At 64.4% G+C, this 15,353-nt stretch carries 17 protein-coding genes and 1 pseudogene; 12 read left to right on the forward strand and 6 right to left on the reverse strand.

Features of this window, described 5'->3' with window-relative positions; translation table 11 throughout:
• Positions 1–412: 412 nt before the first annotated feature.
• From AB0I35_RS31955 to AB0I35_RS31985, 7 genes are all read left to right on the forward strand, one after another.
• Positions 413–952: a flavin reductase family protein gene (locus tag AB0I35_RS31955; protein WP_357400040.1), complete on the forward strand. Its 540-nt coding sequence runs from the start codon at positions 413–415 to the stop codon at positions 950–952.
• Between the two features lie 253 nt (positions 953–1,205).
• Entirely contained in the window at positions 1,206–1,652 is a 447-nt protein-coding gene (locus AB0I35_RS31960) for a nuclear transport factor 2 family protein (RefSeq protein ID WP_357400041.1), read from the forward strand.
• A 32-nt stretch (positions 1,653–1,684) separates the two neighbouring features.
• Positions 1,685–2,512 (forward strand): mycofactocin-coupled SDR family oxidoreductase, encoded by an 828-nt coding sequence (locus tag AB0I35_RS31965; RefSeq protein WP_357400042.1) that lies wholly within the window; start codon positions 1,685–1,687, stop codon positions 2,510–2,512.
• Between the two features lie 44 nt (positions 2,513–2,556).
• Entirely contained in the window at positions 2,557–3,111 is a 555-nt protein-coding gene (locus AB0I35_RS31970) for a nuclear transport factor 2 family protein (protein ID WP_357400043.1), read from the forward strand.
• A 71-nt stretch (positions 3,112–3,182) separates the two neighbouring features.
• Positions 3,183–3,683, forward strand: a complete 501-nt coding sequence (locus tag AB0I35_RS31975; protein ID WP_357400044.1) for an NAD(P)H-dependent oxidoreductase — start codon at positions 3,183–3,185, stop codon at positions 3,681–3,683.
• Positions 3,676–4,674 (forward strand): D-glycerate dehydrogenase, encoded by a 999-nt coding sequence (locus AB0I35_RS31980; RefSeq protein WP_357400045.1) that lies wholly within the window; start codon positions 3,676–3,678, stop codon positions 4,672–4,674. The genes AB0I35_RS31975 and AB0I35_RS31980 overlap by 8 nt, the downstream gene beginning before the upstream one ends.
• Entirely contained in the window at positions 4,671–5,633 is a 963-nt protein-coding gene (locus AB0I35_RS31985) for a glycerate kinase (protein WP_357400046.1), read from the forward strand. The genes AB0I35_RS31980 and AB0I35_RS31985 overlap by 4 nt, the downstream gene beginning before the upstream one ends.
• Before the next feature lie 20 nt (positions 5,634–5,653).
• Here AB0I35_RS31985 and AB0I35_RS31990 read toward each other — a convergent pair whose 3' ends face one another.
• The gene (locus AB0I35_RS31990; RefSeq protein WP_357400047.1) at positions 5,654–6,214 is read right to left on the reverse strand and encodes a TetR/AcrR family transcriptional regulator; all 561 of its coding nucleotides are present in this window, start codon (positions 6,212–6,214) and stop codon (positions 5,654–5,656) included.
• 453 nt (positions 6,215–6,667) lie between these two features.
• On the opposite strand from AB0I35_RS31990, the gene AB0I35_RS31995 reads away from it, so the two are divergent.
• Positions 6,668–6,967: a hypothetical protein gene (locus tag AB0I35_RS31995; protein ID WP_357400048.1), complete on the forward strand. Its 300-nt coding sequence runs from the start codon at positions 6,668–6,670 to the stop codon at positions 6,965–6,967.
• Positions 6,968–7,018: 51 nt separating this feature from the next.
• Here AB0I35_RS31995 and AB0I35_RS32000 read toward each other — a convergent pair whose 3' ends face one another.
• Positions 7,019–7,798, reverse strand: coding sequence for an SDR family oxidoreductase (locus tag AB0I35_RS32000; RefSeq protein WP_357400049.1), 780 nt, complete (start codon positions 7,796–7,798; stop codon positions 7,019–7,021).
• Positions 7,799–9,446: 1,648 nt separating this feature from the next.
• Here AB0I35_RS32000 and AB0I35_RS32005 point away from each other — a divergent pair.
• Positions 9,447–10,346, forward strand: a complete 900-nt coding sequence (locus AB0I35_RS32005) for a hypothetical protein (protein WP_357400050.1) — start codon at positions 9,447–9,449, stop codon at positions 10,344–10,346.
• A 650-nt stretch (positions 10,347–10,996) separates the two neighbouring features.
• Entirely contained in the window at positions 10,997–11,836 is an 840-nt protein-coding gene (locus AB0I35_RS32010; RefSeq protein WP_357400051.1) for an endonuclease/exonuclease/phosphatase family protein, read from the forward strand.
• 247 nt (positions 11,837–12,083) lie between these two features.
• Here AB0I35_RS32010 and AB0I35_RS32015 read toward each other — a convergent pair whose 3' ends face one another.
• On the reverse strand, positions 12,084–12,653 hold the full coding sequence (locus tag AB0I35_RS32015; protein ID WP_357400052.1) for a hypothetical protein: 570 nt from the start codon (positions 12,651–12,653) through the stop codon (positions 12,084–12,086).
• 192 nt (positions 12,654–12,845) lie between these two features.
• Between AB0I35_RS32015 and AB0I35_RS32020 the strand changes: the two genes are divergently transcribed.
• A complete protein-coding gene (locus AB0I35_RS32020) occupies positions 12,846–13,001 on the forward strand; it encodes a hypothetical protein (RefSeq protein ID WP_357400056.1) in 156 nt (51 codons plus the stop codon).
• Here AB0I35_RS32020 and AB0I35_RS32025 read toward each other — a convergent pair.
• Positions 13,000–13,252: pseudogene (locus tag AB0I35_RS32025) on the reverse strand (transposase); the annotation flags it as partial. The gene AB0I35_RS32020 and the pseudogene AB0I35_RS32025 overlap by 2 nt on opposite strands.
• Before the next feature lie 210 nt (positions 13,253–13,462).
• Positions 13,463–13,774: a hypothetical protein gene (locus AB0I35_RS32030; RefSeq protein WP_357400053.1), complete on the reverse strand. Its 312-nt coding sequence runs from the start codon at positions 13,772–13,774 to the stop codon at positions 13,463–13,465.
• A 452-nt stretch (positions 13,775–14,226) separates the two neighbouring features.
• Between AB0I35_RS32030 and AB0I35_RS32035 the strand changes: the two genes are divergently transcribed.
• A complete protein-coding gene (locus AB0I35_RS32035; protein WP_357400054.1) occupies positions 14,227–14,691 on the forward strand; it encodes a cell division protein CrgA in 465 nt (154 codons plus the stop codon).
• Positions 14,692–14,864: 173 nt separating this feature from the next.
• Here AB0I35_RS32035 and AB0I35_RS32040 read toward each other — a convergent pair.
• The coding region (locus tag AB0I35_RS32040) for an IS3 family transposase (RefSeq protein ID WP_357400055.1) at positions 14,865–15,353 on the reverse strand (489 nt) is incomplete at its 5' end.

Consider the following 15,353-nt stretch of genomic DNA (forward strand, 5'->3'; position numbering starts at 1 on the left):
CCGCCATCCAGTTCCTCATGTCCGACGCCGCCAAATTCATCACCTCCCAAATCCTCGGCGTCGACGGCGGACTCTGCCCCAGCCGCTGACCCAGCAGCGCTGAGATACCTCGGGGCCTACCTGGCCCCGGAGACACCGGCTACGCGGGACGCGACGGAAGACCCCGCAGCGTTACCCGCGCCGGGCCTACCCGCTCACCCCGGTCGAGGAACCCTCTTCCCGGCCAGCGGCGAAGGGCTCCGGCAGCGGCTCGCGGAGTCGGGCACGAGGTCACAGCCGGGGCGCGCTACACCGAAGTGCCCCGGCTGTGACCGTGGTGGCGCCGCCAGCTACGGCGCACTGTTTTCTGACCGCTGGTCACCCCTGGTGGCCATAAGCGAGGGGCACACGCCCCCGCGGAAGGCTGAATCTCATGAGTCCGGAATCAACGCCTCACCCCAAGGTAAGCGCCTTCAACGACGACTCGACACTGGTTCGACAGACGTTCTCGCACTTCCCGTCCGGCGTGGCGGTGCTCGCGGTGGACATCGACGATCAGAAGCACGCGCTCGTCGCCTCGTCGTTCATGGTCGGCGTCTCACTGGAGCCCTGCCTGGTGTCGGTCGCGGTGCAGAAGTCGTCCGAGACCTGGGGGCTGCTCAAAGATGCCGAGTCGCTTGGTATTTCGATTCTCGGCAAGGGCCAGGCGGACCTGACCCGCAAGCTCGCGAGCAAGAACCGCGCCGCGCGCTTCGAGCAGGTTGCCGTCGAGGTCAACGATTCCGGGTCCGTCTTCATCGACGACGCGGCGTTGTGGTTGGAGTGTTCGATCCACGACGTCACCGAGGCCGGTGACCACTGGCTGGTCCTGCTCGAGGTGAACAAGCTCGGTGTGGGCGACAACGAGCCGCTCGTCTGGCACGGCACCAAGTTCCGCGAACTCGTGGACGCCCAGTCCGTCGATGTCGCGTAGACGCCCACCGGTATCACAGGCAGACGGCATGTATCGGATCTACAGATCGATTCGGGGACGGGCGGCGTTCGAGGAGCCCGTCGGTTACGGCTTCTCCCACGGCACCAACGAACGCGGCGATGACCACCGGCGAATCAAAACGGTTCCCCTGGCGCGCACCAGAATAGATTTCATTCCCCGCTGAACGCGCCTACTCGAGGTCCTGCGTCGGCTGCGACGGACATTCACCCACCGCAGAGGATATTCAGAACAAATGAGCGAAGAATTCGATTTGAGCGCTATCGTGGCGACGCTCGCGGAGGGCCGACAAGCAGCGAGTCCAGCCAGAGAACACATGCTGGCCGTCATGCAGAAGTACATCGACAACTTGAACGATCCCGACCCCGCCTTCTTCTCGGATAATTTCTCGGAAAACTACCGGTACGAGGATCCAGTAGGGGCAGGCGTCCTGTGTTCGGCAGCGATGGCGGAGCGGTTCGATCCGCGATTCTTCACCATTAAGAGCGGCGAGCTGATCTCGCCTATCAGTATGTCTATGGGAAATTCGGCCGCCATGGCCTTCCGGGTGTTCGCGGACGTCGACGGCCGGAATATCAGCATCGACATCGTCGACGTCATGACTTTCGACGCAGCAGGCAAAATCGCCGACGTGAAGGCGTACTGGGGCGTCGAGAACATCACGCTGATCGACCAGCGATGAGTAACACAGCACAACGAACACGAGGAGGACACATGGGTAAACTCGACGGCAAGGTGGCATTCATCACCGGAGCCGCACGTGGTCAGGGTCGTAGCCACGCCATTCGGCTCGCGCAGGAGGGCGCCGACATCATCGCCGTCGACACGGCACAGCAAGTCGAAACCGTGCCGTACCACACCGCGTCGGCCGCGGACCTGCGGGAGACGGTCGCGGCGGTCGAAGCCCTCGGGCGCCGGATCATCGCCTCAGACGTGGACGTTCGCGACCTGAGCGGATTGCGGAAGGCCGCGGACGACGGCGCCGCGGAGCTGGGCCGGATCGATATCGTCGTGGCCAACGCCGCCGTAAACTCCGTGGTCCCGACACTCGAGATGGACGAGCAGACGTGGCAGACGGCGATCGACGTCAATCTCACCGGGGCCTGGAAGACAGTTCGCGCGGCCGCGCCGCACATCGTGGCCGGTGGCCGTGGCGGATCGATAGTCCTGATCAGCTCGCTCGCTGCGCTCACGGCCTACGAGAACATCGCGCACTACACCGCCTCGAAAGCCGGTCTCGTCGGCCTCATGCGAGTGCTGGCGAAAGAACTTGGACCGCAGAGTATCCGGGTCAATACGATCCATCCGAGCACCGTCGACACCCCGATGGTCATCAACGACGCCACCTTCCGAATGTTCCGACCTGACTTGGACGCACCCACTCGCGCCGACTTCGAAGAGGCCGCGTCGATGATGAATCGACTCCCGGTGCCGATGCTCGAGCCGATCGACATCTCCAACGCGCTCGTCTACCTGGTGTCCGAAGAAGGCCGCTACGTCACCGGAACAACCCACATCGTCGATGCCGGCGGCAGGCTCTGACGGAGCCTCGGCAGACGTGAACGACTGTACGAAAGGACGCCGTGATGAATGATGTGACGGAAGAGGCCGCGCAGCTGACGCCGGTGGAGCTGGGCCGGTTGCGCGACCTTCTCGAACGCGACGCGATCAGGCGGGTGGTCGAAGGATACGTACGCGGCATGGACCGGTGCGAGGAGGCCAGAGCCCGTGCGGCGTACTGGGAGGACGGGCACGACAACCACGGCCCGTTCGACGGCAATGCACAGGAATTCGTGCCGTGGGGGCTGGCTGCCGCAAAGGAATCCTCCGGTCACCAGCACGTTCTCGGACAATCCGTGATCGAGGTGGCGGGTGACCACGCCTCCGCTGAGACCTACTTCGTGTACTACCAGGAGCAGGGGCGCATTCCTTTGCCCAATGTCGTCCACGTGCTCGCGGGCCGCTATGTCGACACGCTCGAGCGCCGCGGCGGCGAGTGGAAGATCGCCGATCGTGTTGTCGCCATCGACTGGAGCACCGTATGGCGCTCGGATGAGCGGTTCCCCATGGTGGACGACTTCGTCCGCGGCGACTGGTTCCCGGACGACCAGATCTACCAGAAGCCGCATTCCGCAGCCTGAGCGGCCGAGTCGGGGCCGGTTCGCCGGTCCCGACGCCCCGTTCCCTCCCCCGGTCACCACTTAGGAGAACCGTGATCACCACCGTCGTCGTCGGCAATCCCAAGCCGGCCTCGCGCACCCGCAGCGCGTCGGTGCTGCTGGCCGAGCAGCTGACCGGGGTAGCGCCCGATCACGTCATCGATGTGATCGACCTCGGCCCCGGACTGTTGGGCTGGGGGGACGCGAAGGTCGCCGCGGCCGTGGAGACTGTGCGGTCCTCGTCGCTCGTGGTCTTCGGCAGCCCCACCTTCAAGGCCACCTACACGGGATTGCTCAAACTGTTCCTCGATCAGTTCCCCGGCGCGACCGGTCTCGCAGGTGTCGTGGCCGTCCCGTTCATGCTCGGCGGGGCAGCGCAGCACGCGCTGGCGCCCGACCTCACGCTCAAACCGGTACTCGCCGAGCTCGGGGCCACCTGCGCCCTGCCCGGTCTGTACCTGATCGATGCCGGATACGCCGATGATCCGGCACTGTCCGCGTATGCCGAACGATGGCGCCCGGTGGTCGACGCTCTGGTGCCGGCCGATGAGTGACGCCCGCTTCTACCTCACGACGCCGATCCCGGAACCGGCACCCACGCTGCTGCGCGCAGCAGGCACTGTTGTGATCGCCGACGAGCCGCCGGACGCCGCCGGGCTGCGCGAGATTTGCGCGTCCGGCGAGTACGACGTCGTGATATCTCAGCTGCGTGACATGTTCGACGCCGACGTGCTGAGCGCGGCGAAAATCCGCGGAATCTCGAATTACGCGGTCGGTTTCAACAACGTCGACATCGATGCGGCCACCGCGAACGGCATACTCGTCGGCAATACCCCCGGTGTGCTCACCGACGCCACCGCGGACGTGACGATGTTGCTGATCATGGCCACCGCTCGCCGCGCCGTCGAAGCCGATACCTTCCTGCGCACCGGGAAATTCACCGGATGGGAGCCCGACCTGCTGCTGGGCCACGATGTTTCGGGACGCACGCTCGGCCTGGCCGGATTCGGCCGGATCGCGCGGGCGACCGCCAAGCGGGCGCTGGCCTTCGGGATGCAGGTGCTGTTCTGCCCCAGGCCGCCCGGCGACCGGCCGGTGTCCGATGAGGAGCTCGGTGAATTCGCCGGACTCGTCACCCACACCGACTGGAACACCCTCGTCACCGCGAGCGACTATCTGTCCCTGCACGTGCCCCTGAACGCGCAGACCCGTCACCTGGTCGACGCCGCTGTGCTGGCGGCAATGAAACCCACCGCCATCCTGATCAACACGGCCCGTGGTCCCGTCGTCGACGAGGCCGCGCTCGTCGCCGCACTGCGCTCCGGGGAGATCGCCGGGGCCGGGCTCGACGTCTACGAGGACGAACCCAGGCTCGCGCCCGGCCTCGCGGCGCTGCCGAACACGGTCCTGCTTCCCCATGTCGGCAGCGCCACCGTGTCGGTGCGGGCCGAGATGGCACGGCTCTGCGCCGAGAATGCCGTGGCCATGGCACAGAATCGGATGCCCCCGCATCCCGTGAACCCGAAAGCCTGGGAAGAACGATGATCCTGGTCGCACCCGACAGTTTCAAAGGCACCTACACGGCGGCCGAGGTCGCCGACGCCGTCGCCACCGGCATCGAGTCCGCCGACGGATCGGCGATCAGAATGCCGGTCGCCGACGGCGGTGAAGGCACCCTCGACGTCCTCACCGGCCCGTTCGGATTGCGCCCGGTCACCGCTGCGTCCCGCAACCCCTGGGGCCACCCGTGCCGGCCGGCGTACGGACTGTCCGATGACGGTGTGGCGGTCATCGAATTGGCCGCCGCCTCCGGGATCACCACGCCGCACGACGGCCCCCGCGACCCGATCACCGCCACGACCTACGGCACCGGAATGCTCATCGCCGACGCCGCGCGACGTGGGGCCAGGCAGATCATCGTCGCGGCCGGCGGGTCCGCCACCACCGATGGCGGCACCGGAGCCATCGCCGCCATCGAGGCGGGCGGCGGGCTCCGCGGCGCCGCCCTCACCGTGCTGACCGACGTGACGACCAGCTACACCGACGCCGCACGGATCTTCGGACCGCAGAAGGGCGCCGACGCGGGCGCCGTACAACTCCTCACCCGGCGACTCGAGGCCACGGCGCGGACTCTGCCCCGCGACCCGTCGGGTGTCGACCGGACCGGCGCGGCCGGGGGGTTCTCCGGGGGAATGTGGGCGCGCTACGGTGCCGAATTGCGTTCGGGCGCCGACTACATTCTCGACGTGATCGGCTTCGACACCGTGGCCTCAGCCGCATCGGCAATTGTCGTCGGCGAAGGCAGGCTCGACGGCCAGACAAAGGCGGGCAAGATCGTTTCCGCGATTCTCGCTCGGGCGGGCAGCACCCCGGTTTACGCGGTTGTCGGTTCGGTCGGAGCCGATCTCGGCGACTATCGATCCCGGTTCGGCGACATTCTGCTCGCAACGGACGTCGGGGCGATGAACGATGCAGGCCGCGCTATCGCCGCGCACAGTAGGTGAATCGCGAGCGATAGCCACGACTACCCGTTCGGCTCACCGCCCAGGATTCGCACGGTGATGATGGAAACCGCCTCCTGGTAGGTCCGGAAATTCCGCGGCATCGTATCCCTGTCCCCCAGTGTGGTTCTGGCGGTCTCGGAGGCAAGCGTCAGCAGGCCCCTCGCCATGATGGCCGCCTCCAGCGATTCGATGGAGGGGTCGAGAAAGACAATGGTGTCGGCGATGGCCTCGACCAGTTTCGCGGTCTCCCGGCGGAATTGAACAAGGGTCTCGGCCCCGTCGCGTGTGGTCGCAAGACGCACGAAGAAGAACTTGGCCTCGAGTGGTTCGGTGCGCATCCATTCGAAAGCACTCCGCATCGATCGGACTCCCCAATCCTGGAGACCCATCGGCTCCGATGGCAGGGAGAAAAAGCCCATCAGTTTTTCCGTGACACCCGAAATAAGAGTCTCGATCATCTGCGTTTTCGACGCGAAGTGGTAATAGACCGCCGATGGTGTCATTTGTGCATGCTCTGCCACGACAGCCATCGAAACGTCGGACGGATCGTTGGTAGCGAGAAGTTCCAATGCGACCGCCAACAGTGCTGATCGTCGAGACGGGCGATGCGCGGGCCTGGCTGGCTGCAAAGTCAAAGTGCACTCTCGTTAGCGATGTAATGTTCGTAGAAGTATAGGTTGGCCCGCCACGAACGGACCCATGGCGCACCGGTGCCAGGATCGACGGAAGCGGTGGCGGGCAGATGCGGGTCGACCGGAGTCGCCGCCATGTACGCGAACGTCGTGATCGGGATGCCATCGAGCAACGAGGAAGGCCGAGCGCAACGCGAGATCGTGCGAGAGTCCGTAGCGCAGGCCGGGCACTCGACTTCCACCTGTATATCGACGGTCCGCTGGCACGCCTGAGCATGTACCTCGGACTGCAACAAGGACGCACCCGGCTCGTCGAGCCTCTCACTGCGGCGCAACTCGCCGCCGTACGCTCGCGCCCCCGGAATGCGCCGTCGATCCGCGCAGCCGACTCGCCCACGCGGGATGGTCGCCCCCGACATCCTCGCCCACGCCGTGTTCGACCCCTACCCGACTGTGGTCGAAACCGCCGATCAGGCCGCAGACCACCTCCAAGAGCGCTTCGAGGCCGACGCTGCGGACGGGTTCATGCTGAACTTCGACGACTTCAGCACCGGCATCGACGGCTTCGTCGACCAGGTCATACCGCTCCTGCGCGAACACGGGATCTTCCCCGAGACCTCTGACGGACAGACGCTCCGCGACCGTATGGGGCTTCAAATGCGGTACGGACCAACCCCCCGCCTGGCACGGGCAGCCGGATGACATCGCCTTCGCGGGCAAGTCGGGGTGACTCTGCGGCCAGAATTGGCCGAGTTACACCGTTGCACTTACCGGCCCCCCGGGGACGTCGTACCTCCTGAGCCCCTCGGCTTCGGTGAACGCCGTCCAGACGGGACCATGGTCGGCGGTGGTCACGAGCTCGGCCACCGCGTTGCCCAGGAACGCGGGAGACTCCTGTTTCACCGCGGCCTGGATGTCGGGAGGTGTGATGGCGGTGCCGATGGCACCGGGACAGATGACGTCGATCCGAACGCCGCGCTCGGCGAGGCTTTCCTCGAGTGCGAGGCACATCCCGAGGACTCCGTATTTCGACATCGTGTACAACGGATCCATCGCTAGCGGCGTGAGGGCTGCACCAGAAGCAGTGACGATGATGTGGCTGAGAGTCGGTGATTCGAGCGCGGCGATGATGCCCAGTGCGACGCCTTTGAGGTTCACCGTCATCACTTTGGTAAAGCCGCTCTCGGTGAACCAGGCCAGCGGATCATCCATGAGTGGCGCTGTCTTCGGACGGGTCATTACTCCCGCGTTGAGATGGACGATGTCGACGCCGCCGAACTCCCGGGTGACGTCCGCGATCAAGGCACCCCACTCGTCAGAGCTACCAACATCGAGGTGCCGGTAGGAGTGAGGTGCGCCGAGTGCGGCAAAGGTCGTCGCACCTCGTGCATCGTCGACATCCGCACCGATGACGGTGATCCCGAGGTCCGCAAACGCCTTCGCTGTCGCTTCACCGATACCGGAGGCCGCGCCGGTGATGACAGCTACTTTGCCCCTGACATCGCGCGGAAGCGAAACTTTGGTGTCTGGCATGACCTCACTGTTCTACCCAGGGTGAGCAAATGTCAAGGGCTTCGCCGCCTGTAGAGGTGATAGCTACCATGTCACGAGAAATCGAACATGCGCGTCGATAATGTGCTATCACCTGGTCTCGGATGTTTCTATGATTTTTCTACGATTTGCGTGCGGGTTTGCCCAGGTATTTTCGGTAAGTGTCCGGCAGCTGCGGAACAGGCATATAGCCTTCACCGACCTGTGGACGCGACTCCTCCGCGACATGGGCTCATACCCGCTCGCGCGAGGAGCACACTAATTTACCTGCAGGTTTGATTGGCAATCGCCGAATCTACATTCACTTTCAATCGACCTCCACGCAGTCCAACGGCAGGCATACCGCTACTCGCAACCGCTGCCACACTGCCACCAACAGAGTTGAACCAGGCCCTTCCCTCGCGCAGACCACCTGTTGGAGCATCAGGAGCGACCAAGGCGCCGTCGACAGACTCAGAACACAACACGTACGCGTCACCCCGACCCCGCATACGACGAATCCTCGGCTCGACGGACAGCCGGAGCCGACACACAAAAATCACACAGAAATGACCGGAAAACATAGGAAACAATCGGAAACAACGAGCATCCTCGAATCGGTCATACCATTGACTACCAGCGCTTTTGGGAACTGTTGAGAACAGCTCAGGTAACCCGAACCGTTGCGAAGTGGTCGCAGGTTCATATCCTGTCAGCCCGACAGTGAAAACCCCCTCTGACCTCGGTCGGAGGGGGTTTCGCTTTTTCGGAGATTTGACGTTTTTCGGTCAGATCCCACAGAAACCCCACGTTTTTGATCTTCGTGGCCTGCCGAGGACGGACGAGCGCCGGGTCTCACGGTAGTCGCCGGTGAACGCGGATCGACTGCTTGGACCGTCGTGTAGCTCGAGTGGTGGCGAAGCCGAAGGAACAGCGTGGAGTCGGCGCGTCGGCGGCCGTTGTGCCACCGCGTCGCCTAGGGTCGAGGTTGCGCCCGCGACGTGGTGGCGGCGCGTGGTGCACGGGGAAGGATCGAACCCGCCGAGCTCACCGCGGTCTCGGGTCGCGCACTTCCAGCTCTGCGCGTGTTTCCTGGGCTGGCCGAAAGACGTCGCCCAAACGGCAGGGCGCCACCCGGGCCAGAGGAGAAGCGAAGCAATACAACGACTCCATCAAACCTCCAAGGCCGACCTCGCGCGCGCGATGCTGGTCAGCCTGAGCAATCCCGATACTGCGCGATAAGCCGTCGGGATCGCGTACTGACAGACCGCCGGTCACTGAGAGCGCCCGATAGGCTGTGATCTCGGATCGGTAGGCCTTGATGCAGCTGTCACTTCACCCAAGGCTGCGCACAAGCGTGCACAACTTCAGTCGATATGAACCAATCTCAGTCCATCCCAAAGGTATTCACGGGCTGAGAGTGGGTTGGATGACATTCGGTGCACGGCTCACGATGGCGATATTGTCGGCACTATTGACCGCTACGTCGTCTGGTATCGCAGTCGCGGACAACCCGATTCCGGATCGCGCCGTACTCGACGGCCCAGCGCGCATGTTCGCGCTCCGGACGTTCGACAGCTGATTCGATGCCTCCACGTCGGCCCGGCAGACCTGCCGTGACGGTCTCGGCCCGGTCGACGGGCTGGCCCAGGTGTCGACCCTCGATGCCCGCTTCTACGCACCGACCATCGACGCCGCGACCGGCCTTATCACTGTCGCCGACGCGGAGCAGACTTCACCCATGCTGGCCTGTGTCGGGCTCACCGCTTCGCTGACCCAGCCCGTCACCAATTACGCCCGCCTGCCGTTACGGGTCGGCACCGTCGATGCCCGCGGACACTGCAGCCTGCGGCCGTCGCTGCACCACCTGTTGGCCACGCTGAACGGCTGCACGCTGGCGATCACACCGGCGGACGGGCTGACCGGCACGGTCACTTCGGCCTCCTACACCGACCTGGTCGGCGTGACTCCGGTGACCACCGGCTCGGTGTGGACCGCATCGGTGCTCGGCGGATCGGACCGTACCGTCGACCTCGTGCCTGTCCCGCCTCGCGACGCGCCGAAAGCCGGCGACCTTCGCCATGCGATATTCCGCGCAATCGGCGGTCTGTCCGCTGACCCCGCAAGCTGCCCGTCCGGGTTCACGCCGTCGTCGCGGGCGCTGTTGCACCCGCAGCAACCCGATCCAGCCAGCGGGGAGCTGATTGCGGCCCCCAGCCCGGAAGCCGCCGGCGTCGTCGCGTTGTGCTCGGGCCCGTCGAACGGTTCATCGAACGGATCGTCGGGAGCGGGTTCGGTGGTACCCGTGGCGGGGACGGTGACCCTGGGCAGGGGCTCCGATGCCGTGCCGTTCACCGGGCAATGCCAGCTTACCGAAGTCGGTGCGGCCGGTGTGCTCGGCAGGACCTGCGAGCTGTCTCCGTCGACGCGCACAACCGTCCTCGAGGAGGGGATGATTACCGTCAACGGGTTGGTGAGCGCGCATGACCCGAGCCGCGAAATCAATTCACCGCTCTGGATTGTCGGCGGCTTCGGCACATTCGCGACGTGACTTCCTCGGATCGGCAGGACCTACCGGATCCGCTGCCTGCCTCCCCTGGCGTTCCGGCGTTCGGCCGGTGACTCTTCTGCCATAGAGTCCGAGATATTGACGGCAAGAATACCGGTGACCAGGCGACCGAGGATGCGAACTCCACTTCGAGTCAGCACTGACTCAGCGTGGAACTGTATGCTTGCGAAATTCACACCACGCAACCCATTAACTTCCCCGTCGGCGTCCCGACAGATCTCTACGATGCCAATCCCGGGGAAATCCATCTTGTCAGCCTGACTGCGCAGGGAGAAACTGTTGTAGAATCCCACGCATTCTCGGCGACCGAACACCTGTGAGCCGTCGTCAACGACAGTGCCTCGGGAGTATACGAGGCGGCTAATCATTGACGGAATAGCAGTCCGCAGGCGGGCGCGCCCGCCGTCAGCCAGTGGTGCGCGGTTGGCGGATGCGGTGCAGATCTATCTGACAACGATCACGGTGCGCATATGATCACGACGTATGCGGCGGTGGTGGATCGGCTCGTCGTTGGCCAGCGACTCAGGGAAGGCGCCCATTACTCGCGCACGCTGCTCACGCCTGGGCTGCGCGCGGCTGCGAGTATGTGATTCGTGATCGTTTCCGAGAGGTCCACCGGCGCCGAGAGATCCGTGAGTGCTGTGCGTGTGGCGACCTTCAATGTCCTTTCACCGCTGCTGGCCGATTGGTCTCGCCGTAAGGAGGTGATCGCAGCGCAACTGCGGGAGATCAGTCTCGACATCATCGCGCTGCAGGAGGTCGATGTCGGCGAGGATCGTGAGCAGGTCATTGCCGACCTGCTCGGCCCGGGCTGGCACGTGGCGTGGCATTCCGGGACGACCCCAGATGAGGTCGGACTGGCTCTGGCCAGCCGCTGGCCCTTCGGCGAGATCCGCGAGCACCCGCTGGGCGTCACCGATCGCGCGTCAGTCTTTCCCTGGTCAGCTGTGGTCGTCGCTGCGGTGCAGGCGCCGCAACCCTTCGGAACACTGCATATCGCTCATCACAAGCCGGTCTTCCAGTTCGACTACGAATACGAACGCGAGTTACAGGCAGTCGAGGCGGCCCGGTTCATCGACGAAGTACTCGACGGACGCGAAGAACATGTTGTGGTCGTGGGTGACTTCGACGCCAGCCCGGACTCGGCCAGCATCCGATTCTGGACCGGCCGCCAGTCACTGGCCGGAATGAGCGTCAGCTACCACGATGCCTGGGAAGTACTACGGCCCGACGATCCCGGGCACACTTTCACCCCGGACAACCCACTGGTCGCCCGCGGTGACATGTTCTCGGCCGCAGGCCGGCGCATCGACTACGTGCTCGTGAGATCGGCTGGTTTCGGGCCCACGCTCGAAGTGCGGGCTGTCGACCGGATCTGCGTTGATGCGGTCGACGGGGTGCAGGCGAGCGACCACTACGGCGTACTCGCCGAACTCACCGCTCCTTCACGCGCACCTGGGGTGTGGAGCTGATTGACACCAGTACGCCCGTCGAATGCGAAACCAAGCAGGCTAAGCCAGATCCAGCAGACCGCTCCAGCTCCACCGGGACAACACACCGAAACTCCAGTACCCGGGCACACCCCGCATAAATTACGCCGACATGAAGTCACCAGCTCAACAACAGGATTCAGCTCGTCCCGTTCGGCGTGACCTTCTCCCGGACGAGCCTTAACCCCAGCACTGCCCACGGTTCGGTGCCTCGGGCGGCGCACACCGTTCACCGATCCAGGCGGGCGCGCAATCGCGCGAAGTCCTCAGGCCCGAACAGATCCGCGGCAGGCCCGCTGACTCCCCGCTGTGCGAACTCGGCCGCGAACTCGGCGAGTACGCGGCCGATCTCACTGGGGTGGCCGTGCAGGATCAGCAGCGCCTCGGTTTCGGCGCGGGTCCGCACGTAATCCGGTGGCATTCCGGTGTCGCGGATCAGGATGTCACGCTCGCGGTCGAGATTGGCCGGGCCCGGGGCGGTGGCGAGCAGGAAGGCCAGCAGCCGCCGCGTGGTGTCGGCATCGGTGCGCACCGAGCGGGCGAGTTCGTCGAACAGCTCCCTGTAGTCGGCGCGGCGATCCAAGCCCGGGTGTCGAGAATCCGAAAGCGCGTTGCGGGGCTGTCGGGGATGGCGAGGATCGTCGCTTAGATAGATCAGTTCGGCGTGCGGCGGTGCCAGCACTGCGGCGAGGGTGCCGCGCGGTCGAAGCCGCCGCTGCGCGACCAGGTCCATCGCGACGGCGGCCGCGGTGAGCAGGTCCTCCTGATGCGTCCAAGACAGCAGTTCGTAGGCTGCCACATCAGAGGCTGACCACTGGCGCGGTCAGGCTGCCGGGACGCCGCGTGCACGCGGCGGCGTGGTTCCGGTTGCTGCGCACTCTGCTTGACGAACTGAGCCTGTCCACCACGGGTCTGAGCAGGGCATCGGCGGGGATCCTTACGCAGGTGTCGCAGACCGCCGAGCTGACTCCACGCGCAGGGATCCGCATCTGTGGGTGTAGTTCTGCAGGGCGGCAACCGGTTCGGCGATCGGGCGCCGACGATCTCGGATCAGGCCAACTCGGCGATGCGCGCCGCCCACGACGACAGCGACTCCAGCTCTGCGGGCGGCGGGTGCAGCGGCCAGCGCGTCGGCACGCACATGTGAGTTCGCGTTCGAAGCTTCGCCGGCGTTCGGTCGGGCCCGCGTAGTCGGCCAGCAGTAGGGTGCGCTGGTTGATCGCCTCCTCACCAGTCTCGACCGCGGCATCGGCCAGCAGCGCCGACAGTTCCCCGATCGTGCCCTCGCACCGGGTGAGCAGATACCGCGCCATCTGCTCATCGGTGATCGCCGACGGACGCCGCAGCGGCGAAACTGGCCAGCGCGGACGCTTCCTCGCCGACCTCCCAGCGCGGCATCGATGTTCTCGCGGGCGCGCGCTGCGCTGGACTGATATGAGCCAGTACGTCCTCATCGATACGCGGCCGGTGCACCGCATCCGTTCCACCGCCAGGCCGCAATACCTGTTGTGCATGCGGTAGGGGCGGCTATCGAGGCCGGCGTGAGGCACCAGAACCTGATTGATCTGCCCGTCCATATGCCGAACATCTGCGATGCCGGTACAAGTTTCAGCTTTTTGGGAATCGGAATCCGAATTGTTCCAGCGGATGAAGTGCCGGCGCGGCATCGGGTTCGTCGCGGATGATCAGTAGCCACACCAAACCGTTTCCATCTTGGCCGGTGACGTAGGTCGAGTGGTCGTGACGCGCGATATCGGCGTCGAGTGCAGAGTCCGACAGGTATGACGCGGTCAGAACTGTTTTGCCGGTTGGTGACGTGCAGGCTGCGCTTACGGCGGCGCCCGGAAGGAGCTCACTGACCCCGCCGGTCGGTACGTCGGCGCCACTCTGGAAACCACACACGGTCGGCGCCCATTCCACGACAGACCCGGTGACTTCGGGGTGGCGTGGTGGTCCACCCGTGGCGCCAAGGCCATGGGGACCGCTGCCGCACGCGGCCATGGCAAGACATGCCGCAATCACACATCCAAAGGCTGGCGCGATCGATCGGCTACTGAGCACGACTCGAGCCGTCCAGCAACGAGCAGTTCCAGCGGCAACCAGGTGATTCCACATGTCTGAAGTGTCTCGTCGTCGCGCCTCAGTGTCTGTCTGGCACTTGACGGACAACGTGCACATCGTTTCTACCTAGGAACCATCACACCACGTGCTGGGGCGAGGATCCGAGCGAGCAACCCTCTTGATTCGAGGACTATTCCGCTACCGGGGCACGTTCAGCTACGAGCGAGTGGGCCGTTCGGCCGACAGACAAACAACAATTCCCCAGCCACGATCGGCTTCGACGATACTCATGACCTGGCGGGAGAGAAGTGATGGTTGGAGAACTGCAAGCCTCGCGGAGCCATTGGGTGACCGTGACGGCTGTTGTTGCGGGGCTGTTGCCCGGCTTCATCTGGTTAGGTGCCTATTACTTCCTCGCCGACGCCTTTCCCGTGGTCTCTGATCTGGGCAGCTGGAACTTCGCGATCGGTGCAGGTTTGTTGATCGTCGGCGCTACGATTGCGTTGATACTCCTGTCCGGCAGCGAAGAGACCCCCTCGGCTATTCAGGGCTACAACCCGCAGACTAATTCGTTGGCTATCGCGGCGTTGGTTCTGGGTTTTGTGTTGCCGTTGGCCGCGATTCCGGTTGGACATGTTGCGCGTGCTCAGATGCGCCGCAGTGGCGAACAGGGTGCGGGCTTGGCGTTGGTAGGCCTGGTCCTCGGCTATCTGCCCCTGGCCTCGGTAGTGATCGCGTTGACGGTTGTTCTGGTGGTCGTTGATCAGCAGTCGTAATCGCGGAGGTTCAGGGATGAGTTTCGGCGCAATCACGCGGAGGTTTGTGTCCGATCTGGCCTGCAGTTCTTCCAGAGGTGGTGTTCATAACGAGTCGGGCAGATCAGTTGACTGCTGGCCTCTCAGAGGTCGTTCGGATTGAACCGTCACGGGTAAGGGACCGGCTTCGGGTTTCAGACCAGCGCCGGTCGGCGTGGCGATAGTTGAGCGTAGTAGGCAGCTTCGTACTCGGCCGGGGTGAGGTAGTCGAGCCGGGAATGCAGGCGGGCGTTGTTGTACCAGTCGCACCATTCCATCAGCGCGTACTCGACCTCGGATATGGTCTTGAACGGGCCGTGTCGGCGCACGACCTCGGTCTTGAACAGGCCGATGATCGATTCGGCGAGTGCATTGTCGTAGGCATCCCCGACCGAGCCGATCGATGGCGAAATTCCTTGCAGTGCAAGCGATTCAGTGAAGTTCACGGAAACATATTGAGACCCCGCATCGGAATGATGAATCAGTCCGGGCTCGACGGGATGCCCGTAATGCTCACGCCGCCACACGGCCATGTTGACTGCTTTGGATACCAAAGGTGTCGTTTTCGATGCCGAGATGTTCCAGCCGACGATCGCGCGGGAGTAGGCGTCGAACACGAACGCCACATACGCCCACCTCGTCCA

It is taken from the genome of Nocardia sp. NPDC050378, from assembly GCF_040655675.1.
Lineage (GTDB): Bacteria > Actinomycetota > Actinomycetes > Mycobacteriales > Mycobacteriaceae > Nocardia > Nocardia coubleae.

What these genes read in the sequence shown, in the direction of transcription:
- AB0I35_RS31955 (WP_357400040.1), top strand. Translation starts at nt 413, where the DNA reads ATGAGTCCGGAATCAACGCCTCACCCCAAGGTAAGCGCCTTCAACGAC.
- AB0I35_RS31960 (WP_357400041.1), top strand. Translation starts at nt 1,206, where the DNA reads ATGAGCGAAGAATTCGATTTGAGCGCTATCGTGGCGACGCTCGCGGAG.
- AB0I35_RS31965 (WP_357400042.1), top strand. Translation starts at nt 1,685, where the DNA reads ATGGGTAAACTCGACGGCAAGGTGGCATTCATCACCGGAGCCGCACGT.
- AB0I35_RS31970 (WP_357400043.1), top strand. Translation starts at nt 2,557, where the DNA reads ATGAATGATGTGACGGAAGAGGCCGCGCAGCTGACGCCGGTGGAGCTG.
- AB0I35_RS31980 (WP_357400045.1), top strand. Translation starts at nt 3,676, where the DNA reads ATGAGTGACGCCCGCTTCTACCTCACGACGCCGATCCCGGAACCGGCA.
- AB0I35_RS31985 (WP_357400046.1), top strand. Translation starts at nt 4,671, where the DNA reads ATGATCCTGGTCGCACCCGACAGTTTCAAAGGCACCTACACGGCGGCC.
- AB0I35_RS31995 (WP_357400048.1), top strand. Translation starts at nt 6,668, where the DNA reads ATGGTCGCCCCCGACATCCTCGCCCACGCCGTGTTCGACCCCTACCCG.
- AB0I35_RS32000 (WP_357400049.1), bottom strand. Translation starts at nt 7,798, where the DNA reads ATGCCAGACACCAAAGTTTCGCTTCCGCGCGATGTCAGGGGCAAAGTA.
- AB0I35_RS32035 (WP_357400054.1), top strand. Translation starts at nt 14,227, where the DNA reads ATGGTTGGAGAACTGCAAGCCTCGCGGAGCCATTGGGTGACCGTGACG.